The sequence below is a fragment of the Sporolactobacillus sp. STSJ-5 genome (assembly GCF_024385605.1).
Taxonomy (GTDB): Bacteria; Bacillota; Bacilli; order Bacillales; family Sporolactobacillaceae; genus Sporolactobacillus.
The window spans coordinates 52,791-74,297 of the sequence record NZ_JANFOJ010000011.1 but is presented as its reverse complement, the minus strand read 5'-3'; the positions used below and the strand labels follow the sequence as shown (position 1 = coordinate 74,297).

The 21,507-nt window shown below is 44.2% G+C and carries 40 protein-coding genes; 35 read left to right on the top strand and 5 right to left on the bottom strand.

All coding sequences use genetic code 11. From position 1 onward, the window contains the following. Nucleotides 1-22 precede the first annotated feature (22 nt). The 32 genes from rpsS (at nt 23) to rpsI (ending at nt 16,722) form a co-directional block, all read left to right on the top strand. Nucleotides 23-304 carry a 30S ribosomal protein S19 gene (gene rpsS / locus NOM01_RS11420; protein WP_255748617.1) on the top strand — a complete coding sequence of 94 codons (282 nt, stop codon included), beginning with the start codon at nt 23-25 and terminating at the stop codon, nt 302-304. An 18-nt stretch (nt 305-322) separates the two neighbouring features. Further along, nucleotides 323-664 carry a 50S ribosomal protein L22 gene (gene rplV / locus NOM01_RS11415; RefSeq protein ID WP_255748616.1) on the top strand — a complete coding sequence of 114 codons (342 nt, stop codon included), beginning with the start codon at nt 323-325 and terminating at the stop codon, nt 662-664. A gap of 3 nt (nt 665-667) precedes the next feature. Next, nucleotides 668-1,327 (top strand): 30S ribosomal protein S3, encoded by a 660-nt coding sequence (gene rpsC, locus NOM01_RS11410; RefSeq protein WP_255748615.1) that lies wholly within the window; start codon nt 668-670, stop codon nt 1,325-1,327. 2 nt (nt 1,328-1,329) lie between these two features. Continuing rightward, on the top strand, nt 1,330-1,764 hold the full coding sequence (gene rplP / locus NOM01_RS11405; protein WP_255748614.1) for a 50S ribosomal protein L16: 435 nt from the start codon (nt 1,330-1,332) through the stop codon (nt 1,762-1,764). After that, nucleotides 1,754-1,957, top strand: coding sequence for a 50S ribosomal protein L29 (gene rpmC, locus NOM01_RS11400; RefSeq protein ID WP_253063912.1), 204 nt, complete (start codon nt 1,754-1,756; stop codon nt 1,955-1,957). The genes rplP and rpmC overlap by 11 nt, the downstream gene beginning before the upstream one ends. Before the next feature lie 16 nt (nt 1,958-1,973). After that, a complete protein-coding gene (rpsQ, locus tag NOM01_RS11395) occupies nt 1,974-2,246 on the top strand; it encodes a 30S ribosomal protein S17 (RefSeq protein ID WP_255748613.1) in 273 nt (90 codons plus the stop codon). A gap of 41 nt (nt 2,247-2,287) precedes the next feature. Continuing rightward, a complete protein-coding gene (gene rplN, locus NOM01_RS11390) occupies nt 2,288-2,656 on the top strand; it encodes a 50S ribosomal protein L14 (protein WP_253063908.1) in 369 nt (122 codons plus the stop codon). Between the two features lie 44 nt (nt 2,657-2,700). Next, the gene (gene rplX / locus NOM01_RS11385; protein WP_255748649.1) at nt 2,701-3,009 is read left to right on the top strand and encodes a 50S ribosomal protein L24; all 309 of its coding nucleotides are present in this window, start codon (nt 2,701-2,703) and stop codon (nt 3,007-3,009) included. Nucleotides 3,010-3,038: 29 nt separating this feature from the next. Then, entirely contained in the window at nt 3,039-3,581 is a 543-nt protein-coding gene (rplE, locus tag NOM01_RS11380; RefSeq protein ID WP_255748612.1) for a 50S ribosomal protein L5, read from the top strand. 20 nt (nt 3,582-3,601) lie between these two features. Beyond that, entirely contained in the window at nt 3,602-3,787 is a 186-nt protein-coding gene (locus NOM01_RS11375) for a type Z 30S ribosomal protein S14 (protein WP_093674131.1), read from the top strand. Between the two features lie 33 nt (nt 3,788-3,820). Continuing rightward, nucleotides 3,821-4,219: a 30S ribosomal protein S8 gene (rpsH, locus tag NOM01_RS11370; RefSeq protein ID WP_253063904.1), complete on the top strand. Its 399-nt coding sequence runs from the start codon at nt 3,821-3,823 to the stop codon at nt 4,217-4,219. 27 nt (nt 4,220-4,246) lie between these two features. Then, nucleotides 4,247-4,783, top strand: coding sequence for a 50S ribosomal protein L6 (gene rplF, locus NOM01_RS11365; RefSeq protein WP_255748611.1), 537 nt, complete (start codon nt 4,247-4,249; stop codon nt 4,781-4,783). Nucleotides 4,784-4,821: 38 nt separating this feature from the next. Next, the gene (gene rplR, locus NOM01_RS11360; protein ID WP_255748610.1) at nt 4,822-5,184 is read left to right on the top strand and encodes a 50S ribosomal protein L18; all 363 of its coding nucleotides are present in this window, start codon (nt 4,822-4,824) and stop codon (nt 5,182-5,184) included. Nucleotides 5,185-5,202: 18 nt separating this feature from the next. Then, nucleotides 5,203-5,703 carry a 30S ribosomal protein S5 gene (gene rpsE, locus NOM01_RS11355; protein WP_253063898.1) on the top strand — a complete coding sequence of 167 codons (501 nt, stop codon included), beginning with the start codon at nt 5,203-5,205 and terminating at the stop codon, nt 5,701-5,703. Between the two features lie 13 nt (nt 5,704-5,716). After that, nucleotides 5,717-5,905: a 50S ribosomal protein L30 gene (gene rpmD / locus NOM01_RS11350; protein WP_255748609.1), complete on the top strand. Its 189-nt coding sequence runs from the start codon at nt 5,717-5,719 to the stop codon at nt 5,903-5,905. A gap of 35 nt (nt 5,906-5,940) precedes the next feature. Continuing rightward, nucleotides 5,941-6,381: a 50S ribosomal protein L15 gene (gene rplO, locus NOM01_RS11345; protein WP_253063894.1), complete on the top strand. Its 441-nt coding sequence runs from the start codon at nt 5,941-5,943 to the stop codon at nt 6,379-6,381. Beyond that, the gene (gene secY, locus NOM01_RS11340) at nt 6,381-7,670 is read left to right on the top strand and encodes a preprotein translocase subunit SecY (protein WP_255748608.1); all 1,290 of its coding nucleotides are present in this window, start codon (nt 6,381-6,383) and stop codon (nt 7,668-7,670) included. Before rplO ends, secY begins: the two co-directional genes overlap by 1 nt. Before the next feature lie 33 nt (nt 7,671-7,703). Next, a complete protein-coding gene (locus tag NOM01_RS11335) occupies nt 7,704-8,357 on the top strand; it encodes an adenylate kinase (protein ID WP_255748607.1) in 654 nt (217 codons plus the stop codon). Next, nucleotides 8,354-9,103, top strand: a complete 750-nt coding sequence (gene map / locus NOM01_RS11330; protein ID WP_255748606.1) for a type I methionyl aminopeptidase — start codon at nt 8,354-8,356, stop codon at nt 9,101-9,103. The genes NOM01_RS11335 and map overlap by 4 nt, the downstream gene beginning before the upstream one ends. A gap of 16 nt (nt 9,104-9,119) precedes the next feature. After that, entirely contained in the window at nt 9,120-9,428 is a 309-nt protein-coding gene (locus NOM01_RS11325) for a KOW domain-containing RNA-binding protein (protein WP_255748605.1), read from the top strand. An 8-nt stretch (nt 9,429-9,436) separates the two neighbouring features. Then, on the top strand, nt 9,437-9,655 hold the full coding sequence (gene infA / locus NOM01_RS11320; RefSeq protein ID WP_010024579.1) for a translation initiation factor IF-1: 219 nt from the start codon (nt 9,437-9,439) through the stop codon (nt 9,653-9,655). Between the two features lie 31 nt (nt 9,656-9,686). After that, nucleotides 9,687-9,800, top strand: a complete 114-nt coding sequence (gene rpmJ / locus NOM01_RS11315) for a 50S ribosomal protein L36 (protein ID WP_010024581.1) — start codon at nt 9,687-9,689, stop codon at nt 9,798-9,800. An 18-nt stretch (nt 9,801-9,818) separates the two neighbouring features. After that, on the top strand, nt 9,819-10,184 hold the full coding sequence (rpsM, locus tag NOM01_RS11310) for a 30S ribosomal protein S13 (protein WP_255748604.1): 366 nt from the start codon (nt 9,819-9,821) through the stop codon (nt 10,182-10,184). A 21-nt stretch (nt 10,185-10,205) separates the two neighbouring features. Further along, a complete protein-coding gene (gene rpsK, locus NOM01_RS11305; RefSeq protein ID WP_255748603.1) occupies nt 10,206-10,598 on the top strand; it encodes a 30S ribosomal protein S11 in 393 nt (130 codons plus the stop codon). A 157-nt stretch (nt 10,599-10,755) separates the two neighbouring features. Then, on the top strand, nt 10,756-11,700 hold the full coding sequence (locus NOM01_RS11300; protein WP_255748602.1) for a DNA-directed RNA polymerase subunit alpha: 945 nt from the start codon (nt 10,756-10,758) through the stop codon (nt 11,698-11,700). A gap of 82 nt (nt 11,701-11,782) precedes the next feature. Further along, on the top strand, nt 11,783-12,148 hold the full coding sequence (gene rplQ / locus NOM01_RS11295; RefSeq protein WP_255748601.1) for a 50S ribosomal protein L17: 366 nt from the start codon (nt 11,783-11,785) through the stop codon (nt 12,146-12,148). 241 nt (nt 12,149-12,389) lie between these two features. Then, nucleotides 12,390-13,229 carry an energy-coupling factor ABC transporter ATP-binding protein gene (locus NOM01_RS11290; protein WP_255748600.1) on the top strand — a complete coding sequence of 280 codons (840 nt, stop codon included), beginning with the start codon at nt 12,390-12,392 and terminating at the stop codon, nt 13,227-13,229. Next, complete coding sequence (locus tag NOM01_RS11285) at nt 13,205-14,077, top strand: energy-coupling factor ABC transporter ATP-binding protein (RefSeq protein ID WP_255748599.1); 873 nt, start codon at nt 13,205-13,207, stop codon at nt 14,075-14,077. The genes NOM01_RS11290 and NOM01_RS11285 overlap by 25 nt, the downstream gene beginning before the upstream one ends. Next, nucleotides 14,067-14,864 (top strand): energy-coupling factor transporter transmembrane component T family protein, encoded by a 798-nt coding sequence (locus tag NOM01_RS11280; protein WP_255748648.1) that lies wholly within the window; start codon nt 14,067-14,069, stop codon nt 14,862-14,864. The genes NOM01_RS11285 and NOM01_RS11280 overlap by 11 nt, the downstream gene beginning before the upstream one ends. 18 nt (nt 14,865-14,882) lie before the next feature. Beyond that, nucleotides 14,883-15,623 carry a tRNA pseudouridine(38-40) synthase TruA gene (gene truA, locus NOM01_RS11275; RefSeq protein ID WP_255748598.1) on the top strand — a complete coding sequence of 247 codons (741 nt, stop codon included), beginning with the start codon at nt 14,883-14,885 and terminating at the stop codon, nt 15,621-15,623. Nucleotides 15,624-15,871: 248 nt separating this feature from the next. Beyond that, nucleotides 15,872-16,309 carry a 50S ribosomal protein L13 gene (rplM, locus tag NOM01_RS11270; protein WP_255748597.1) on the top strand — a complete coding sequence of 146 codons (438 nt, stop codon included), beginning with the start codon at nt 15,872-15,874 and terminating at the stop codon, nt 16,307-16,309. A 20-nt stretch (nt 16,310-16,329) separates the two neighbouring features. Next, nucleotides 16,330-16,722: a 30S ribosomal protein S9 gene (gene rpsI / locus NOM01_RS11265; RefSeq protein ID WP_255748596.1), complete on the top strand. Its 393-nt coding sequence runs from the start codon at nt 16,330-16,332 to the stop codon at nt 16,720-16,722. Between the two features lie 89 nt (nt 16,723-16,811). On the opposite strand, the gene NOM01_RS11260 is transcribed toward rpsI, so the two are convergent. The 5 genes from NOM01_RS11260 to NOM01_RS11240 all read right to left on the bottom strand — a co-directional run bounded on the left by NOM01_RS11260 (nt 16,812) and on the right by NOM01_RS11240 (nt 20,501). Then, nucleotides 16,812-17,975, bottom strand: coding sequence for a site-specific integrase (locus NOM01_RS11260; RefSeq protein ID WP_255748595.1), 1,164 nt, complete (start codon nt 17,973-17,975; stop codon nt 16,812-16,814). A 70-nt stretch (nt 17,976-18,045) separates the two neighbouring features. Beyond that, entirely contained in the window at nt 18,046-18,576 is a 531-nt protein-coding gene (locus tag NOM01_RS11255; protein ID WP_255748594.1) for an ImmA/IrrE family metallo-endopeptidase, read from the bottom strand. A 93-nt stretch (nt 18,577-18,669) separates the two neighbouring features. Further along, nucleotides 18,670-18,981, bottom strand: coding sequence for a YjgN family protein (locus NOM01_RS11250; protein ID WP_255748593.1), 312 nt, complete (start codon nt 18,979-18,981; stop codon nt 18,670-18,672). Nucleotides 18,982-18,999: 18 nt separating this feature from the next. Next, the gene (locus NOM01_RS11245; protein WP_255748592.1) at nt 19,000-20,070 is read right to left on the bottom strand and encodes a type I restriction endonuclease; all 1,071 of its coding nucleotides are present in this window, start codon (nt 20,068-20,070) and stop codon (nt 19,000-19,002) included. A 68-nt stretch (nt 20,071-20,138) separates the two neighbouring features. Beyond that, complete coding sequence (locus tag NOM01_RS11240; protein ID WP_370646071.1) at nt 20,139-20,501, bottom strand: helix-turn-helix domain-containing protein; 363 nt, start codon at nt 20,499-20,501, stop codon at nt 20,139-20,141. Between the two features lie 178 nt (nt 20,502-20,679). Between NOM01_RS11240 and NOM01_RS11235 the strand changes: the two genes are divergently transcribed. From NOM01_RS11235 to NOM01_RS11225, 3 genes are read left to right on the top strand one after another with little or no spacing between them, the layout of a single operon-like run. Beyond that, complete coding sequence (locus NOM01_RS11235) at nt 20,680-20,907, top strand: helix-turn-helix transcriptional regulator (RefSeq protein WP_255748591.1); 228 nt, start codon at nt 20,680-20,682, stop codon at nt 20,905-20,907. Nucleotides 20,908-20,940: 33 nt separating this feature from the next. Further along, nucleotides 20,941-21,129, top strand: coding sequence for a hypothetical protein (locus NOM01_RS11230; protein ID WP_255748590.1), 189 nt, complete (start codon nt 20,941-20,943; stop codon nt 21,127-21,129). A 14-nt stretch (nt 21,130-21,143) separates the two neighbouring features. After that, nucleotides 21,144-21,461 carry a hypothetical protein gene (locus NOM01_RS11225; protein ID WP_255748589.1) on the top strand — a complete coding sequence of 106 codons (318 nt, stop codon included), beginning with the start codon at nt 21,144-21,146 and terminating at the stop codon, nt 21,459-21,461. The last annotated feature ends 46 nt before the right edge of the window (nt 21,462-21,507 follow it).

Here is a 21,507-nt window from a genome sequence, read left to right as displayed (position 1 = left end):
TTATTTGGAAGGAGGCCTACTCATGAGCCGAAGCCTGAAAAAAGGACCTTTTGTCGATGGTCATTTGATGACAAAAGTTGTTGCGCTGAATGAAAAAGACGAGAAAAGAGTCATTAAAACATGGTCACGCAGATCGACCATTTTCCCGGAATTCATCGGACATACTATTGCTGTTTATGACGGACGCAAGCATGTACCGGTGTATGTTACGGAAGACATGGTAGGACATAAACTTGGAGAATTTGCTCCGACTAGAACTTATCGCGGACATATCTCCTCTGATAAGAAAACAAGTGCACGCTAACGAAAGGAGGAACTTTTGATGCAAGCAAAAGCTGTCGCTAAACAAATTCGTATTGCTCCTCGTAAGGCACGTCTTGTTATCGATCTTATCAGGGGCAAGGATGTCGGCTATGCCATTGCTGTGCTGAAAAACACACAGCGATCAGCATCTCCGATTATTGAAAAAGTATTAAAATCCGCCATTGCTAACGCGGAACACAACTATGATATGGATACAGATACCTTGTATGTAGAACAGGCATTTGTTGATGAAGGGGCTACGCTGAAACGCTTCCGCCCACGCGCCCAGGGACGTGCGAGCAAGATCAACAAACGTACCAGCCACATTACAATTATTGTATCGGAAAAGAAGGAGGGATAACGCGTGGGTCAAAAAATTAATCCTACTGGATTCAGAATCGGAGTCATTCGTGACTGGGAATCCAAATGGTATGCTGATAAAGAATATGCGACATATCTTCATGAAGATATTAAAATTCGTCAATATATCGAAAAGAAGCTCAAAGACGCCGCTGTTTCCGGTATTGAACTGGAACGCGCAGCGAACCGGATTAATGTAACCATTAAGACGGCAAAACCGGGCATGGTCATCGGCAAAGGCGGATCTGAAGTTGAAAACCTTCGGAAGGCTTTGAATGATCTTACAGGCAAACGCGTCCATGTAAATATTTTTGAAATTAAGCAAGCTGATCTTGATGCTAAGCTTGTTGCTGAAAATATTGCTCGGCAGCTTGAAGGCCGTGTTTCATGGAGACGTGCGCAAAAACAAACACTGCAAAGAGCAATGCGAGCAGGCGCAAAGGGTATTAAAACGCAATGTGCCGGCCGTCTTGGCGGTGCAGATATGGCTCGTACTGAGGATTACAGTGAAGGAACCGTTCCGCTTCATACGTTGCGTGCCGACATTGATTACGGTACAGCTGAAGCAGCGACTACTTATGGTAGAATCGGTGTAAAAGTTTGGATTTATCGCGGAGAAGTCCTTCCGACGAAAGGAACGACAAATAAGAAAGGAGGCAAATAATTATGTTAATGCCTAAACGTACAAAGTATCGCAGACAGCACCGCGGAAGAATGCGCGGCCAGACTAAAGGCGGCGCTTCGGTAACGTTCGGTGAATACGGTCTGCAGGCGCTGGAATCCGCATGGATCAGCAGTCGTCAGATTGAAGCGGCTCGTATCGCTATGACACGTTTTATGAAACGTGGCGGAAAAGTATGGATCAAAATTTTCCCGCAAAAATCATATACAAAGAAACCTCTTGATGTCCGAATGGGTTCTGGTAAAGGTGCTCCTGAAGGATGGGTAGCTGTTGTGAAGCCCGGCCGTGTTTTATTTGAAGTCGGCGGCATTAGTGAAGAAGTGGCAAGCGAAGCCTTAAGACTTGCGAGCCACAAATTGCCTATTAAAACGAAAATCGTGAAACGTGAAGAAGTGGGTGGTGACGCAAATGAAGGCTGAGGAAATTCGTAATTTGACCACTGCTGAAGTTGAGGAAAACGTCAAGTCTTTGAAAGAAGAATTATTTAATCTGCGTTTCCAGCTCGCTACCGGACAATTGGAAAATCCGGCTCGCATTCGCGCAGTCCGCAAATCCATTGCTCGCGCAAAGACAATTTTGCATGAACGTGAATTAAATGTTCAAAACGGCTGAGAAGGAGGTTATTTGAATGGCAGAAGAAACACGCACGAACGCCCGTAAAGTCCTGGTTGGTCGCGTTGTCTCAGACAAAATGGATAAGACCATTACTGTACTCGTTGAGACTTACAAGAACCACCGTCTCTATGGAAAGCATGTGAAGTTTTCCAAGAGATTCAAAGCACATGATGAAAATAATCAAGCAAAAGTCGGCGATATTGTTGAAATTATTGAAACTCGTCCGCTTTCTAAAGATAAACGTTTTCGTCTTGTAAAAATCGTTGAGGAATCCGTTATTATCTGATCTGTCGAACGTGTTCGAAGATCGAAAGGAGGTTGCACTTTATGATTCAGCAGGAAAGCCGTTTGAAAGTTGCCGATAACTCAGGCGCTCGTGAAGTCCTTACCATCAAAGTTTTGGGAGGATCCGGTCGCAAGACTGCTAATATCGGTGATCTCATCGTTGCTACGGTTAAACAAGCAACACCAGGTGGCGTTGTTAAGAAAGGCGAAGTTGTAAAAGCAGTTGTTGTTCGCACAAAGCACGGTGTACGACGCACGGACGGCTCTTACATTCGCTTTGACGAAAATGCCGTTGTACTGATTAAAGAAGATAAGAGTCCTCGCGGCACGCGTATCTTTGGGCCAGTTGCCCGTGAACTGCGTGACGGACAATTTATGAAAATCGTCTCTCTCGCACCGGAAGTATTGTAATTCTGAATGGTTAGGAAAAGGAGGTGGCATTTAACATGGCAAAACTGCATGTGAAAAAAGGCGATAAGGTTCAAGTCATTTCCGGCAAGGATAAAGGCAAACAAGGTGTGATCCTTGCAGCTTATCCGGCAAAGGAACGCGTGCTTGTTGAAGGTGTCAACATCGTCAAGAAGCATTCAAAGCCGAGCCAGGCAGCTCCGCAAGGCGGCATTCTCGAAAAAGAGGCGCCAATTCACGTATCAAATGTTATGCTGCTTGATCCAAAGACAAGTGAACCTACACGCGTAGGTCATAAAATAGTAGACGGAAAAAAAGTTCGAGTTTCTAAAAAATCAGGCGAAGTCATCGATTGAGCTGATTGTCTGTGAAAGGAGGTAAACACATGAGCCGTTTCAAAGAAAAGTATGAAAAGGAAGTTGTTCCGGCTTTAGTTGAAAAGTTTAACTATACTTCGGTAATGCAGGTGCCGGCAATTCAAAAAGTAGTCATTAATATGGGTGTCGGTGAGGCTGTTCACAACTCGAAGGCATTGGACAGTGCTGTAGAAGATCTGACGGCGTTGTCCGGCCAGAAGCCAGTTATTACACGGGCGAAAAAATCAATTGCTGCATTCAAGCTTCGCGAAGGTGTAGCAATCGGCACAAAAGTAACCCTTAGAAAAGATCGTATGTATGATTTTCTCGACAAGCTGGTTACTGTTGCACTTCCTCGTGTACGTGACTTCCGTGGTGTTTCAAAGAAAGCATTTGACGGCCGCGGAAACTACACGCTGGGTATCCGTGAACAATTGATCTTCCCTGAAATTGACTATGATAAAGTTGATAAAGTACGCGGTATGGACATCGTTATCGTAACATCTGCTAACACAGATGAAGAAGCAGCAGAATTACTTACAATGCTGGGCATGCCGTTCGTAAAAAAATAATCGCAAGGAGGATATGAATTTTGGCAAAAAAATCAATGCTTGTTTCATCACATCGCCCAAAAAAATTCAAAGTGCAGGAATACACACGCTGTGAACGCTGCGGACGTCCTCATTCGGTTCTTAGAAAATTCAAATTATGCAGAATTTGTTTTCGCGAACTTGCCCATAAAGGACAAATCCCAGGTGTTAGAAAAGCTAGTTGGTAAAATTTTAAGTGATAGGGAAGGAGGTCGATTTGCATGGTCATGACAGATCCGATTGCAGATATGCTGACCCGCATTCGCAACGCCAATATTGTTCGCCATGAACAGATTGAGCTGCCAGGTTCCAGAATCAAGAAAGAAATTGCTGAAATCCTGAAACGTGAGGGATTCATCAAGGACGTTGAATACATTGAAGATAATAAACAAGGTGTGCTTCGACTGATTCTGAAATACGGCGGCAGCAAAGAACGAGTTATTTCTGGTTTGAAGAGAATCAGCAAGCCGGGTCTTCGCGTTTATGCGAAGGCAGACGAGGTGCCGAAGGTTCTTGGCGGTCTCGGTATTGCGCTTGTATCAACATCAAAAGGTGTTATTACGGATAAAGAAGCACGTCAGCAAAAAGTTGGCGGAGAAGTGCTTGCATATATTTGGTAATGAGCAAACAAGAATGGAGGTGTCCTAATGTCTCGTATAGGATTAAGACCGACTGCCGTTCCTGATGGCGTAACGGTTACGATTGACGGCCAGACTGTAACAGTCAAAGGGCCAAAAGGTGAATTATCCCGGAAGTTTCATCCGGATATGATCATCAAACAGGAAGAAAACGAAGTAAAAGTTGAAAGACCTGATGATTCGAATCAACACCGCGCTTTGCACGGTACGACGAGCAGCTTGATCAGCAACATGGTTGAAGGTGTGACAAAGGGTTTCGTTAAGAATTTGGAACTTGTCGGCGTTGGTTATCGTGCCAACAAGCAAGGCAAGAATTTGGTTCTGAACGTTGGCTACTCTCACCCTGTAGAAATCGTTCCTGAAGAAGGAATCGAACTCGCTGTTGAAGGAAACAACAAGATTTCTGTTACAGGAATCGACAAGCAGCGTGTCGGTGAAGTTGCCGCTAACATTCGTTCCGTTCGTGCTCCTGAGCCTTACAAGGGCAAAGGTATTCGCTATGAAGGCGAAAAGGTACGCCGTAAGGAAGGTAAAACAGGTAAGTAATTGAGTTCAATTTCTACGAGAAAGGAGCGACAGACTGTATGATTACCAAAAAAGACAAAAACGCGCTGCGTCAGAAAAGACATCTTCATGTACGCCACCGTATCGTGGGTACTGCAGAACGTCCGCGTTTAAACGTTTTTCGTTCTTCAAAGAATATATATGCGCAATTGATTGATGATGCAAAGGGTGTAACACTTGTTTCTTCTTCATCAATCGACAAAGCATTTGATCTTGAAAAAGGCAGCGACGTTGCTGCAGCAAAAAAAGTCGGCCAACTGATCGGCGAACGTGCTTTGGAAAAAGGAATCGACGCGGTTGTTTTCGATCGCAGCGGTTACATCTATCACGGACGTGTTAAGGCCGTAGCCGAAGGCGCCCGGGAAGCAGGACTTAAATTTTAACATTAAGGAGGGGAATCCATGGCTAATAATGATCGCAATAAATCAGAATTTGAAGAACGCGTCGTAACAATCAACCGAGTAGCGAAAGTAGTTAAAGGCGGACGCAGGTTCCGTTTTTCAGCGCTGGTTGTCGTTGGCGACAAAAAAGGCAATGTAGGTTATGGCCAGGGAAAGGCTCACGAAGTTCCTGAAGCCATTCGCAAAGCAATTGAAGATGCGAAGAAGAACGTATTTAATGTTCCGATCGTAAATACAACCATTCCTCATCAAGTAACAGGCCATTCAGGAGCCGGTAGCGTGCTGTTGAAACCAGCTTCCGAAGGTACCGGAATTATCGCCGGCGGCCCTGTCCGTGCCGTACTCGAATTGTCCGGACTGGGGGACATTCTTTCGAAGTCTCTCGGATCAAACAATCCGATTAACATGGTTCGCGCGACAGTTGAGGGCTTGCAGAGCTTGAAACGCGTAGAACAAGTGGCAAAGCTGCGCGGCAAATCAGTAGAAGAACTGCTCGGATAAGGAGGGAACAAAATTGGCTAACAAATTGGAAATTACCCTCAAACATAGTGTGATCGGACGTCCAGAATCACAACGCGTGACGGTAAGAACACTTGGTCTTAAGAAGACCTACCAAACCGTTGTTCAGGATGATAATCCGGCAATTCGCGGCATGATCAACAAGGTCTCCCATCTTTTGGCGGTTCGCGAACTGAATGATTGATTTGAAAGTGAAATTGAGAATAAGGAGGTGCCAAGATGAAACTCCATGAATTGAAACCAGCTGAAGGCTCCCGTTTCGCTCGCAAAAGAGTAGGGCGCGGCTACGGTTCAGGACTTGGCAAAACATCTGGTCGAGGACAAAAAGGACAGAAAGCTCGTTCGGGCGGCAGAGTACGCCTCGGATTTGAAGGCGGACAGAATCCATTGCTTCAAAGACTGCCAAAGAAGGGCTTTAAGAACCCGACACGCAAAATCTACGCTATTGTTAATGTTGAAACACTGAACCGTTTTGAGAACGGAACAGCAATCACACCGGAATTACTTCTTGAAAAACGAGTAATTCGCAAATTAAACGACGGCGTTAAGATTTTGGGCGAAGGCAAGCTTGAAGCTAAATTGACAGTTAAGGCGCATAAATTCTCTGCTTCTGCTAAAGAAGCGATTGAAGCTGCCGGCGGAAACATTGAGGTGATTTGATGTTTCAAGTACTTTCCAGTATGTGGCGAGAAGCCGAAATTCGCCGTAAAATAGTATTCACACTGCTTATGCTCATTATATTTCGGATCGGGACATTCATTCCTGTTCCGGATATTAATACAGAGATGATCAATTTCAGCGATTCAAGTGCCTTTGGCTTGTTCAACACTTTTGGTGGTGGCGCGCTGGAGAACTTCTCCATCTTCTCTATGGGCATTATGCCTTACATTACAGCATCCATTATTGTGCAGCTGCTGCAGATGGATGTTGTACCGAAATTGACTGAATGGTCGAAGCAGGGAGAAATGGGAAGACGCAAACTGAATCAGCTGACAAGGTATGGAACGATCGTTCTCGGCTTTGTTGAAGCACTTGGACTTTCCTACACGTTCAGTAACAGTTATCAAGGATTGGTAAGCAATCCAACTATTTGGACCTTTCTAATCATTGCTTTGGTACTGACAACCGGTACGGCTTTTCTCGTATGGCTGGGTGATCAGATTACTGCTTATGGAGTAGGAAACGGCATATCCATTATTATCTTTGCCGGAATTGTTGCCCGCATTCCTACGGCCATCAGCCAGATTTATGCTCAGCGGTTTGCAGCATCAACCAACACATTTATGGAAGTACTTGGATTGCTCGCCATTGTTGTTATTGTTCTTCTGATTGTTGTCGGAACCATTTTCGTGCAGCAAGGGATGCGGAAAATTCCGATCCAATATGCAAAAAGAACAATTGGCACGAAGACATACAGTGTGGAGCCAACGCATTTGCCGATCAAGGTCAATGCGGCCGGCGTTATCCCAGTTATCTTCGCAATCTCACTGATGATCACACCGCCGACGATTGCCCGTTTCTTTCCACAGAATAATGTGACTGCGTGGATTATCCGCGTTTTCGATTATTCAACGGTTTATGGGATGATCATTTACGCGGTACTGATTATTGCTTTTACCTATTTCTATACGTTTGTTCAGGTCAACCCTGAAAAAATGGCAAAAAACCTTGGCGAACAAGGCGGCTATATTCCGGGTATTCGTCCGGGGAAAAGCACAGAGAAGTTTATTACAACGATTCTCTACCGTCTGACCTTTCTAGGTGCCATTTTTCTCGCAGTGATCTCACTTCTTCCGATTGTATTCGGCGAAATGGGCAGCCTGCCGGCAAGCGCAAGGATCGGCGGAACAAGCTTGCTGATCGTTGTGGGTGTTGCACTTGATACAATGAAACGTATTGAGAGCCAGTTGATCAAAAAGAACTATCAAGGCTTTATCAGAAAAAGGTAAGGCAATGACGGTGAATGAGTCAGGAGGAGTACAATGAATCTTATTTTAATGGGACTTCCTGGTGCCGGTAAAGGCACTCAGGCTGAGCGAATTGTTGATAAGTTCAGTTATCCTCATATCTCAACCGGCGACATGTTTCGCGCGGCGATTAAGGGTGGCACGCCACTAGGGAAACAAGCAAAGTCGTTTATTGATCAAGGGGCGCTTGTTCCTGATGAAGTGACAATCGGCATTGTCAATGAACGCTTGTCTGAGAGCGATACGAATAAAGGTTTTCTTCTTGATGGTTTTCCTCGGACGGTTGAGCAGGCTGAAGCGCTTGATCATATGATGTCGGAAAAAGGAAAGAAGATTGATGCAGTTCTCTATATTCGTGTTGATCCTGAGAAGCTGCTCGCTCGTCTTACAGGCCGTAGAATCTGTTCCGAGTGTGGAGCAACGTATCACTTGACGTTCAATCCCCCCGCAAAAGATGGGGTTTGCGACAAGTGCGGCGGCGCTTTGAAACAACGCGCAGATGATAATGAAGCGACTGTTCATGAAAGGCTGCAGGTGAATATCCGTCAGCAGCAGCCGCTGCTCGACTTTTATGAAGCAAAGGGATCTTTGAAAACAATCAATGGAGATCAGAATATCGATGATGTTTTCCATGAAGTTTCAAAGATCTTGGGCGACCTCGCCAAGTGATTACGCGGAAAACGATTGAAGAAATCAATAAAATTCACATTGCGGGAAAAATAGTCGCACGAACGTTGGAAACCTTGCGCCAGGCTATTCGTCCCGGCATATCGACCATTGAACTCGATACGCTGGCAGAGCGCTTGATAAGAGATGCGGGAGCAGAGCCATCATTTAAAGGATATGACGGTTTCACGCGCAGCATCTGTACATCCGTCAATGATCAGTTAGCCCATGGCATTCCTGGTTCCTATGTTCTGCGGGACGGAGACATTATCAGTATCGATATTGGTGCCAAGTATGAAGACTTTCATGCAGACTCCGCCTGGACTTTCCCCGTGGGCACGATTTCTGAGACGACCCGAAGACTTCTGGAAACGACGGAAGAATCGCTGTATAAGGGAATTGCCGAAGCAAAGCCGGAAGCACGGCTGTCGAACATTTCCCATGCGATTCAAAGATGTGCCGAGTCAAGTGGATTTTCCGTCGTACGTGAATTAACGGGTCACGGCGTTGGGCGCGAGCTTCACGAAGAGCCGGATGTACCGAATTACGGAAGATCCGGCCGAGGCCCTGTTTTGAAAACCGGAATGGTGCTGGCGATTGAGCCTTTAGTTAATGAAGGCAGCCGTGATATCTGGATGGTTGAAGATGATGACTGGACTTTGATGACCCAGGACGGACAACCGTGTGCTCATTTTGAACACACCATTGTTATAACGGAAAATGGAAATGAAATCTTGACAAAGCAATAAGTGAAGGTGATGATTGATGGGTAGTGATCAAGCCCCTTTACCTGTTCCCGGTCAGCTCGCACGTGTGCTGAAGGGAAAAGAATCGGGTTCTTATTTTGTCATTGTGCGGCTTATCGATCATCGTTTTGTTGAAATAGCAGATGGCGACAAGAGAAAGTTTGACAATGCAAAAAAGAAGAACATCAGCCATCTTGAACTTCAAAAATATATATCTGTCGAAGTACAGAAAAGTCTGCGCGAGATCGGACGCGTGACAAACGGAAAACTGCGTTTTGCCATCGCTCATTTTTTGGATGGAAAAATCAGCAACAAGAGGGAAGGGTGAGTCAGCCGATGGCTAAGGAAGATGTCATTGAAGTTGAAGGCACCGTAATCGAACCACTGCCTAATGCAATGTTTCGTGTGGAATTGGAGAATGGCCATAAGATTTTAGCTCATGTATCCGGCAAGATCCGTATGCATTTCATTCGCATTTTGCCGGGAGATAAAGTAACGGTCGAGTTGTCGCCATATGATGTGTCGCGCGGCCGCATTACGTTCAGGCATAAATAATTGCTCTGCGGTGTATAAGGAGGTTTCAATAATGAAGGTAAGACCATCAGTTAAAAAGATGTGTGAAAAATGTAAGATTGTCCGCCGTAAAGGTGTTGTCATGGTGATTTGTGAAAATCCAAAACATAAACAAAGACAAGGTTAAAAGGAGGTGCTCTGACGTATGGCTCGTATTGCAGGTATCGATATTCCAAGAGAAAAACGTGTAGTTATCTCACTAACCTACATCTTCGGCATCGGCCCGACTACGGCTAAGAAAATTTTGGCCGAAGCCAACGTTTCTGAAGATACACGTGTGCGCGATCTGACTGAAGAAGAACAGACACGTATCCGTGAAGTGGTTGACCACTACCGCGTTGAAGGTGATCTTCGCCGCGAAGTTTCTCTGAACATCAAGAGACTTATTGAAATTGGTTCATATAGAGGCATCCGCCACCGCAGAGGTCTGCCGGTTCGCGGACAAAACACGAAAAACAACTCACGTACGCGTAAAGGTCCTAAGCGCACGATGGCTGGTAAAAAGAAATAAGTAAAGGAGGGTTAAACATTTATGGCAAAAGCACAACAACGTACGCGTAAGCGCCGGGTTAAGAGAAATGTGGAGAACGGGGTGGCACACATCCGTTCAACATTTAACAATACGATCGTTACCATTACGGATCCGCACGGTAATGCTATTGCATGGGCTAGTGCAGGCGGCTTGGGTTTCAAAGGTTCCAGGAAATCCACTCCTTTCGCAGCACAGACTGCAGCGGAAGCAGCAGGCAAAAGCGCAATGGACAGCGGTATGAAATCGGTTGAAGTATCTGTTAAAGGACCGGGTGCCGGCCGTGAAGCAGCAATTCGTGCACTTCAGGCTGTAGGACTTGAAGTGACAACAATCCGCGACGTCACTCCGGTTCCGCACAACGGCTGCCGTCCTCCGAAACGTCGCCGCGTTTGATTGTATAGCTCGCTATTAATCTGTTAATAATGCAACTATGAATAAACGTGTACACCAAAAAAACTGAGAAGCACGCCGTAAGCCCATATGAAATGGTAACATTTTGGCCAACGCGCGCTGACGAAGTATCGACGTTTTGAAGGAGGGTTCATATTTGATGATTGAGATCGAAAAGCCAAAGATCGATACGGTTGAAATAGCAGACGACGGAAGCTATGGAAAGTTTGTTGTTGAACCGCTCGAACGTGGATACGGCACGACTCTGGGTAATTCTTTACGTCGAATTTTACTTTCATCCCTTCCAGGCGCGGCTGTAACAACGGTACAGTTTGATACTGTGCTTCATGAATTTTCTACCATTGAAGGCGTTGTGGAAGATGTAACAGCGATCATCTTGAATGTTAAAAAGCTTTGCTTGAAGCTTTATTCGGATGAAGAAAAGACATTGGAAATTGACGTTCAGAGACCGGGAAAAGTGACAGCTGCCGATATTATCCACGACAGTGACGTGGAAATATTGAATCCTGATTTGGAAATTGCGACACTCGACGAAGGAGCTCACTTCCACGTGAGAATGATCGCTAAGAAGGGCCGCGGCTATGTTCCTGCAGAAGGAAACAAAAGCGACGACCTCCCGATTGCTGTGATTCCAATCGATTCAATTTACACACCGATCACACGCGTGAACTATCAAGTGGAAAAAACTAGAGTTGGTCAGGTAGCAAATTATGATAAACTGACGCTTGACGTCTGGACCGATGGAAGCATCCGTCCTGAAGAAGCAATTGCTTTGGGCGCCAAAATTCTGACGGAACACTTGAATATCTTCGTTGGTTTGACTGATCAGGCGCAAAAAGCTGAGATCATGATCGAAAAAGAAGAAGATAAGAAAGAAAAAGTGCTTGAAATGACGATTGAAGAACTTGATCTGTCCGTAAGGTCTTATAATTGTCTGAAACGCGCCGGAATTAATACTGTCCAAGAACTGACCCAGAAGAGTGAAGAAGACATGATGAAGGTTCGGAATCTTGGACGGAAGTCTCTTGAAGAAGTTGAAGAAAAGCTGCACGACCTCGGCCTTGGGCTGAGAGTGGAAGAGTAACCAGTTGACCAGACAAGGGATTATTTTTCTTTTTTGCGCAAAAAAGAAAGATTTAAGGCAGGAATAAAGGAGGTACAAGTAAATGGCATATGCAAAATTAGGCCGGGATTCAGCTGCGAGGAAGGCGCTGTTCCGCGATCTAGCGACCGACTTGATTATTAACGAACGGATTCAGACAACGCATTCCAAAGCAAAAGCACTTCGCCCGATCGTTGAAAAAATGATTACGCTGGGTAAACGCGGCGATCTGCACGCACGTCGTCAGGCTGCGGCTTTTATCCGCAATGAAGTTGCTGATCAGGAAGCAAATCAGAATGCGGTTCAGAAACTGTTTGATGATATTGCTAAGCGCTACGCAGAGCGCCAGGGTGGTTATACACGCATCTTGAAAGTAGGTCCTCGTCAAGGCGATGGTGCCGAAATGGCAATTATTGAACTGGTTAAATAATCAGTGATTTACGAGAGGCAGAATTCGGGTTCGCATGAGCTTGGATTTCTGCCTTTTTTCGCACAATCAGAAGACATTCTGAAAATTTGATGAGTGTTCATTTGTACTTAATTTCAAGACCAGTCTATAATTCATTACATGAGAGCAGCATGAGTTGAGATGAGTGCGAATGGCTTGTCTATTCGCGATACATAGAAAAGCAGACGCATTTATGCGCCCCTGAGAGGAGTGGAGGCACTAGATGGAGAAGATCATTGAAGTGAGCGATCTGTCCTATCGCTATTCTGAAGAACAGCCCTATGTGTTAAAAAATATCAATTTTACGGTAAATAAAGGTGAGTGGCTTTCCATTGTTGGTCACAATGGTTCAGGAAAATCAACCTTGGCGAAATGTCTTAATGGGCTGATCCTTCCTCAAAAAGGAACGGTGAATGTCGGTGGTTACGTGACCTCGGATGAGGAGAAGATTTGGGAGATTCGCCGTTTAGTCGGCATGGTCTTTCAAAATCCGGACAACCAGTTTGTCGGTGCGACGGTTCAGGATGATGTCGCATTCGGTATGGAAAACCACGGCTTGTCACGCGAGGTCATGATCGAACGTCTGACAGAAGCACTGCGCCTTGTAAGGATGGATCAATTTGCAAAGAGTGAACCGCATCGCCTTTCCGGCGGACAGAAACAGCGTGTTGCCATCGCAGGCATTGTCGCACTTCGCCCGCTCATTATAATTATGGATGAGTCAACCTCAATGCTTGATCCGGAAGGAAGGAAAGAAATTATCCAAACCGTACGCGCATTGAACAGAGACCGTCATCTAACCGTCATTTCGATTACCCACGACCTTGAAGAAGCCATTCATTCTGATCGCTTGCTTGTTATGAACGACGGACAATTGATTCGAGAAGGAAAGCCGCGTGATATTTTCAAGTCGACCGAACTACTTCGGAAGGTTGGCCTAGATTTGCCTTTTGCAATAAAAATGCGCAATGCATTGCGAGCTAAAGGTGTGCCTCTGTCGGACACAGCATTATTTCAGGAAGAGTTGGTGGATGAGCTATGGACATTACATTCGAGCATGTGACTCATGTGTACGGCCGAAAGACCCCATTTGAGAAGCGAGCCCTTGATGATGTTTCGATTCGTATTCCATCCGGCTCCTTTACATCCATTATTGGTCATACGGGGTCGGGAAAATCGACCTTGGTGCAGCATATAAATGGACTTCTGAAACCGTCTGAAGGGAAAATAACCGTCGGCGATTTTGTGATTCATGCGCATGAAAAGAAGAAAGATTTTAAGGAACTGCGGAAAAGGGTCGGCTTTGTCTTTCAATATCCGGAACATCAGCTTTTTGAAGAGACAATTATCAAAGATGTATGCTTCGGCCCGATGAATTTCGGCGTTTCCGATGCGGAAGCGACCAAGCGTGCAGAGGAAAGCTTGCAGCTGGTCGGACTCCCGTCATCATTTTGGCATCGTTCGCCCTTCGATCTCAGCGGAGGACAGATGCGTCGGGTCGCGATTGCCGGCGTTCTCGCGGTTCGTCCGCAGGTGATCATATTAGACGAACCAACGGCAGGACTTGATCCAAAGGGCCGTGAGGAAATACTCAGCTTATTCGATGATCTGCATTCTCGACTGAATCTGACGGTTATCATGGTCACGCATAACATGAGCGATGCGGCTAATTACTCAGATCAAGTTATTGTTATGGGCGAGGGCAAGCCATTACTGGCAGGTTCGCCGAAGCACGTATTTTTGCAGGAAGATCTGCTTCGAAAAGTCGGTCTTGATATCCCGGAGACAATGTTATTTCTGAATAAAGTGCTTGATAAAGCAGGGAGTAAGGATAAGATACCCGCATTCACAATCGATGAAGCGGCTGATTCAGTGATCAGTATATTAAATGGGGTGAAGGATCATGTTTAATCTTGTTATCGGTCAATATGTGCCGCTTGATTCGTATGTACATCGCCTTGACCCTCGTTCGAAGCTGATCAGCGTCTTTCTCTTTGTGATCATTGTTTTCCTCGCTAATAATTGGCTGACAAATATACTGATGGTGTTATTTTGCTTTGCTGGCATTTTGCTCTCGAAAATGCAGTTCTCTTACATTTACAGAGGGTTGCGCTCTGTTCTGATCATTGTATTGCTCACCTTTGTCCTTAATCTTTTTATCGCGTCAGGCGGAACAACTTTGTTCAGCCTGGGCTGGCTTCACGTGACAACGGGCGGTCTCACTCAGTCTTTTTTTATTGCAATTCGAATCATGGTCATTATTGTGGTGACAACGCTGCTCACGTTAACCACGTCGCCAATTGAGATTACCGATGGCATGGAGAGTCTGCTCAATCCGTTTAAAAAGCTTAAAATGCCAGTTCATGAGTTTGCACTGATGATGTCGATTTCGCTTCGTTTTATCCCGACATTACTCGAGGAAACGGAAAAAATTATCAAGGCTCAGGCTGCGCGTGGTTCAGATTTTACGACCGGCTCGCTGAAAAGTCGAATCAAGGCAATTGTTCCGCTGCTCGTCCCGCTGTTTGTCGGTGCATTTAAGCGAGCGGAAGACTTGGCGATGGCGATGGAAGCAAGAGGATATCATGGTGACGCGGGCCGGACCAAGCTTCATCAACTGAAATGGAGCTGGCGCGATTCATTGCTAATTTTTGCAATGGTTCTTCTCGCGCTGCTGCTGATCTTTACGAGAAATTAAGCGATTTTAGGTGAAGTCATGACAAAAATTAAATGCACGGTTGCCTATGACGGCACGCTGTTTCATGGTTATCAAGTACAGCCCGGAAAACGGACAGTGCAACGTGACATAGAGGCTGCGCTCTCGCGTATGCATCACGGTCAGCTAATCAAAATTACTGCGTCGGGTCGGACGGATGCCGGGGTTCATGCATTCGGCCAAGTGTTCCATTTTGAAACGCCGCTGCGCATTCCTGAAGATCGCTGGCCGCTTGCACTGAACAGTCTGCTTCCGAATGACATTTATGTGCGGCAGGCGGAGGAAGTTCCTGAGCAGTTTCATGCGCGTTACGATGTGAAAAAGAAGGAGTATCGTTACAGGCTGCTGACACGGCCCGAGCCGGACTTGTTCCGCAGAGCGTACACGTCACACATCAAGCAGCCGCTTGACGTAGACGCTATGAACCTGGCTGCAGCGGAGATTCTTGGAACACACGACTTTTCATGCTTTTGTGCGGCAAATACGGATGTCAAGGACAAGGTGCGGACCATCTATCATTTGTCCGTTCAGCAGGAGAAAGATGATGAGATGGTAATTCGGGTTGTCGGCAGCGGATTTCTGTACCAAATGGTTCGTATTATAACCGGAACCCTTCTGGATGTTGGAACCCATAAAATCGCATCGGACAAGGTGGCGGAAATCATAGCCGGACGCGACAGACAAGCCGCTTCGGCAACGGCACCGCCGCAAGGGTTGACTCTGTGGCAAGTTACTTATTAAAGCGGCGTTTTGACAGCAAGGAAGCAAAGAACGAATTGTTCGAATGCCTTGACATTAGTGCCAAGATATTATAAGATATACTTCGGCATTTCTAATTTGACCACTATTAGCCCCAAAGATATTGGCTCAATTAGATGACTGAAACGGTGAGAGAGCAATGACCTTATTGGCTCTCAACTCAGACGCGGTTGTGGGTCGCGCATGAGACAAGAATATGAATGTTTGATTTGCTTAGAGGAGGAAATAACGTGCGTACAACTTTTATGGCCAACGCGGCTAATGTTGAGCGCAAATGGCTCGTTGTCGATGCCGAAGGCCAAACGCTTGGTCGCTTGGCAAGTGAAGTGGCAGCCATTCTGCGCGGTAAAACAAAACCGACTTTTACACCACATGTTGATTGTGGCGACAATGTCATCATCATCAATGCAAACAAAATCGAATTAACCGGCAAGAAATTGCTGACGAAAAAATACATTCACCACTCAGGTTTTCCAGGTGGTATCAAAGCGCGTTCTGCACAAGATATGCGTGCAACACGCGCGCGCGACATGCTTGAAAGAACAATCAAAGGCATGCTGCCGCACAACAGTCTCGGAAAAAAATGTTTCTTGAAACTTCATGTCTATGAAGGCGCGGAACATCCGCATGCCGCACAACAACCAGAAGCTTATACGCTTCGCGGTTGATCAGGGAGGGAAAATAGATAATGGCACAAGTTCAATACTACGGCACCGGACGCCGTAAAAGCTCTGTCGCTCGCGTAAGGCTCGTACCTGGCGAAGGCAAAGTTGTCATCAACGGCCGCAGCGCCGATGAATTCTTTAATCTTGAAACACTGCGCACGATTCTGAAGCAACCACTCGTTGCAACAGAAACCGAAGGCAGATATGATGTTCTTGTTAACGTAGAAGGCGGCGGCTTCACAGGCCAAGCCGGTGCAATCCGTCACGGCGTTGCCCGCGCACTGCTCGAAGCTGATCCTGAATACCGCGCTGTTTTGAAGAAAGCCGGATTCCTGACGCGTGACCCAAGAATGAAAGAACGTAAGAAATACGGACTCAAAGGCGCACGTCGCGCTCCACAGTTCTCAAAACGCTGATTTATCAACGTTTCAAAGCCCTTTCCGAGAGATCGGAAGGGGCTTTTTTGATGCTTTAAAATTGGTTCGTGACCATATTTTGACCATATTTATTTTGATTTTGCATTTTTCATGTAGTCTTCGTACTTTCCGGCTTCCTCAATTTTCACCTTTTTGGCTACGTGAGTGTAAATGTTCATCGTCGTTTCCATTCGTCGGTGACCAAGAAATTTTTGTGCAGTTTTCACATCAACTTTGGCAGCGTATAGATTTGATGCAAAGGTATGGCGGAGTCCATGAACTTTAATTTTTGGAAGTTCGGGATGGTTGACGAGAAACTTATTTAAAATTTCGTTGGGATCAGCAAGACGAAGCGGCTTTAAGTTTTCACGGCAAACAACATACTCGATGTCTTTAATTCCTCTTTCCAAGAAATGTTCTTTCTGCATGACCTTCCATTTTTTTAGAAATTGAATTTCTTTGTCTGTCAAAGGGGTCTCACGTTTTGATGAGCCAGTCTTTGTTGATTGAATGATCTCGCGCTTGTTTTTAAAAAATAAGGTTCTGCGTACACGAATGACTTTATTTTTAAAATCCAGGTCGGACCATCGAAGCGTAAGCATTTCTCCTTTTCTTAATCCGGAATACCCCATGACTATGAACATAATAAAGTCTTGATAGTCAAATTCTTTAATTGCAAGAGTCTGAAACTGTTCGAATTGGTTTAAATCCCAAAAATTCTCGGTTTCATCATCTTCCATATCGGCTAGTGAATGCTCGTCCTGTTTTTCAATTATGACGAATTGGATTGGATTTTTATAAATCCATTCGTGTTGCATTGCATATTTAAATACTTGCTGGGTATGCCCTCTATAGTCTTTTGTGGTTGAAATCGATAAAGTTTCACGCCATTTATCAATAACTTTTTGGCAGTAGTCTTGGTTGATTTGTTTTAAACGAATCTTTCCAAAGCAAGGCAAGATATGTTTATTGAATATTGTTTCGGATTTATATCTTGTGCTAGGCTTAAGTGTTCTTTTGTGGGTATCCCACCAATCTCTATATGCTTCAACAAAAGTAATTTTGTCATCTGCTAATATTCCCTTATCTATTTTATCTTGAACGATTCTAGCGGCTTTCTGAGCCTCCTTTTTAGTGTTGTATCCTCTGAAAGTAGTCATCTTCTTTTTCCCAGTTTGAGGATCGTAGGTTGTGTACATTTTAAAAAGCCACTTTATGCCTTGTTTGGTTTCATATTTTTGAAAGCTGGCCATAGTCATACCTCCTCATTGTCACACTAGCCAAGTTGTTTAATCATTTGAACAGGAACGTTGCAACGAACACTCAACATTTATCAATTTGGAAGGGAATAGCAGGTTCTGCGACAGAAGCTGCATAATCATCGATCTGGTTTTGAAGAATGCGATTTCGATATTGTTCCAGCCGTTTTGATGCAAAAGGGAGGGTTACTCGGAATTTTTCAGCAATAAATGGTGCTGCATCTCTTTCTGGCCAATGTAGATGCTCAAGCCTAAATGTCGGGATACAGAAATGCAGTGCAAAGTTCTGTGCTTTTTGTTCGCGCAGCTGTCTGAGCGGGAAGGGAAAGAGTGCTTGATTGCCCACATCAATGAGAGCATGATGCAGTTCGTGGCCGAAGGTTTCCCACTGATCTGCGTACATTTCAAGGTTGATGTTCAAATTAATGCGCACACGACCACCAATGCGTAATGCTTGGCTGTGAAAAGGGGAATGGATTATTTCGATATTCAGTCGCTCTGCCACTTCATTCAATAGTGGGCCATCATGCCAAGTAAGCCCAAGACTTTTGTAAAGAGACAAAACATAATCTTCAAGTTCTGTTTTGCAATACATGTCAACACCTCAATACACGGAAACATATGTTCTGTATTATGGTCTAAAGAAAAGCCCTTTAAGGGCCAGACTATTGTAGATTATTAAAGATGTTTAAAGTGCATAATGTGTATGTTTTATTTTCCACTTTTCAAGTTTAATAAATACCCAGAATCCATAGATTCCTAGCGTGATGATAGTAAGAATCCACCATTTAATCCAATTGCCGAATAGTTGAATAGCAGTTCCGTCAAAAGCTAAGCGTTGACCATTTATGACCGTATGTTTAGCTTTCCAGCTGAAGATCATGGTGTAAGACCAAGGATAGCAAATACCCGCGGTAATGATTGTTACAATAAACCCAAGTATACGATAGCCAATATATTGTGCCAGTCCTCCGTCAAAATATGACTCTGATTTGCTCATAGTGCTTCCCCCAGTATATTAATCTATATATTTATTAACCACATCAATAATCTCTTTTTTATATTTTTGCAGATCATCAAATGTGTCAATTTTATAGGTGTTTTGCTCATCATCATGCAGCTGAATCCACTTGTTGGTTCCATTCAGTCCTAAACGGCATACCCATTTTCTGATACTGTTGTCGACAATAATGTTGAAATAACTTAAATTGTCCCGGTAGAATAACCGATCTGCACTAACTACTTCACTGAGTAGTAGTTTAATACGCACATATCCTTCTATCTCTTCTGGTGTGGTCTCAATTTTTGGTACATCTTCTTCAACTGCAGATTCCGCTTCCTTTTCTTCGATAGCCGTGTTCTGTTGATCTTCTTTTGAATCATCTAATGCAGATTGCAGTTTATCATTAATTTTTTCGTTAATGAACTGATTGAGCGTCGTTTTTACTATGCCCTTAAACTTATCAATCACATTCTGTGTTTTGCGTCCGTCATAAAAACCATTCAGAAAGAAAACTGTAAACTCATCTGATGGATTGTCTAACTCTGCGGTCAAGATTCGACGAATTTCACTTTTGTAGCGAAGTACAGAGGCTGAATCGAATATCTGTTCAACATCAAAACCTGCTTTGCGAAATTTCTTTAATTCTACTATCCGACTGTCTTTAAGATCGGCCAAATCAAATGTGAAGAATGGCTTTTTATCCATCTTGTTCTGTTCATCGAGGTCGGTATAGAATTTATAAATTTTTCCATTTGTTAAAATACCAAATTTGGCTGATGTTGTTCCAAAATATCGAAAAAGTTGGGAATCGCGTTTGGAAAGGTCATCGTAAAATGCCTTGCATTCAATGAGAATCAAGGGAGCACCATCTTTTAAAATGGCATAATCTACTTTTTCGCCTTTCTTAATTCCAACATCTGCGGTAAACTCTGGCATAAATTCCGTTGGATCAAATACATCATATCCTAGTGCTTGAAAGAAAGGCATGATCGCACTTGTCTTGGCTGCTTCTTCATTTGTCTGTACTTCACTAATTTGAAGAACACGTTTTGATAAAGTTTTAATCTTTTCTGCAAATTCATCCATATGTATTACCTCCCTGAAACAGAACGTATATTTGTAATACAAAATACCTATTATGACGATAAAAATTTTTATTTCTTCTTTTTTCGTTCATCACGCTCTTTAATCAGCTTAAGAAAGCCAATCAAGTCCTCTTTAGCTTCTTCTGGGCTGCCTGGGTATTCTTTGTAAGCAACCATGAAGTCAGGATCTTCTAAAAGATTTTTTAACTCCGCGTCAATTTCTTCATTAGGATTATCAGTGTCACCTAGTAAATAGCCTCTGGTTACCCCGAAAAAGTCTGCAAGCTTTTGCAAAGTATCATAATCAGGATTGCGCTTCCCTTGCTCATACATCGCATAGGTAGTCCGAGCAATACCGATCTTCCTTGCTAAGTCCTCTTGTCTTAATTTTCTTTCAGTTCTCAATTCGCTAAGTCGATCATTTAGCAGCATAAGATCATTCTCCCAACATTATTGAGACAATTATAACTCCACAATATGTGACATTTAAATATATTACGCAATAAGTGTAAATAATTTATAAATAGTATTGACACTACACATAACGTGACATATAATTAGTTCATAAGTTAATTACACAATATGCGTCATTGAAAGGATGGTGAATAATATGAGAGATTGGCTTCTTGCTATTCGCAAGCAACGAAATCTTACACAGTCAGAAGTTGCTGAACGTGCTGAGATAGCGAGAACAACTTATGCCATGATTGAAACTGGTGAACGCAACGCTTCTGTTGATAATGCGAAAAGAATTGCTGAGTCACTGGGATTTGACTGGACTATTTTTTTTGAAAATCAATGTCACGAAACGCGTAATAAAGAGCAGGAGGTGCACTAACCAACCCCACTACAGAAAGGAGGCGGATCAAAAATGAATCAACCAGTAACCGTAGCAGATTTCCGAATTGCAGGATCAGGACAGCTTTACATCACGAAATCGCCTGAAAAGCAACTCGTTTCAAATCTAGCAGAACAAGCAAATATTCTTATTGCTAGAGACGGATTCTCTGATGATGTTAGGGACATTGTCCAAGCCATTGCCACACTTAAGCAAAACTGAAAGGAGGCGATCACGTGGCTCGCGTAGCACTCACACCAGACGATTTCAATGATGACATGATCGACTACATTCAAACGCTGTGCCGGAAAGCTTATGAACAAGGAGTACAAGAAGGCCGAGATAAATACGATCTTCCAATGATGCTTACTCGCCAGCACATTGCAGCACAGTTGCAGGTCAGTCTGCCAACGGTTGATCGGATTACAAGTCTTCCTGGATTTCCAAGAAGTAAGTTAATCAAAAGTCGTTTTCCAAGAGACGCGGTGTTCAAGTTTATGGAAGAGAACATTGAGCGAGTTCGACAGATCACAGTACGTCGGATGAAAATCTAGCAATCCATATTTCTATATTATTCCAAGTCATTAATCAGTCGGAGGC